Origin of the sequence: Shewanella electrica, assembly GCF_022321485.1 — a bacterium.
Classification (GTDB): Bacteria; Pseudomonadota; Gammaproteobacteria; order Enterobacterales; family Shewanellaceae; genus Shewanella; species Shewanella electrica.
In genome coordinates this window covers 1-259 of sequence record NZ_JAKOGG010000449.1, presented here as the reverse complement: position 1 = coordinate 259, position 259 = coordinate 1, and the positions used below count along the sequence as shown (strand labels likewise).

The window sequence follows — 259 nt, the reverse complement described above, 5'->3', positions numbered from 1 at the left end:
ACCGCTTCCCTTGCAATAAAAGCACTCAGTCTCGGGCTTGGGTCCATTCTTTGGCTTCTTCCCAGCAGCTTGCTTGCCGGGCGCGGCAACTTCCTTGCCGTCCTTCTTGAAGGCTTTCTTACCCTTGCCCTTCTTGAACTTAGTGGTTTTATTGACCATCAACACTTGATGTTCCTTCTTGACTTCTACCTCCGCTGATTTCAGCATTGCAAACAACTCAGGAATGGTCTTTCGCATCCCCTGCATGTTGAAGTTCATC

The 259-nt window shown here is 49.0% G+C and carries 1 protein-coding gene; it reads right to left on the bottom strand.

Annotated features, from left to right (window positions below; translation table 11 throughout):
* A partial coding sequence (locus L9G74_RS24390; RefSeq protein ID WP_238898731.1) for a hypothetical protein occupies positions 1 to 246 on the bottom strand: 246 nt, incomplete at its 3' end.
* Between the last annotated feature and the right edge of the window lie 13 nt (positions 247 to 259).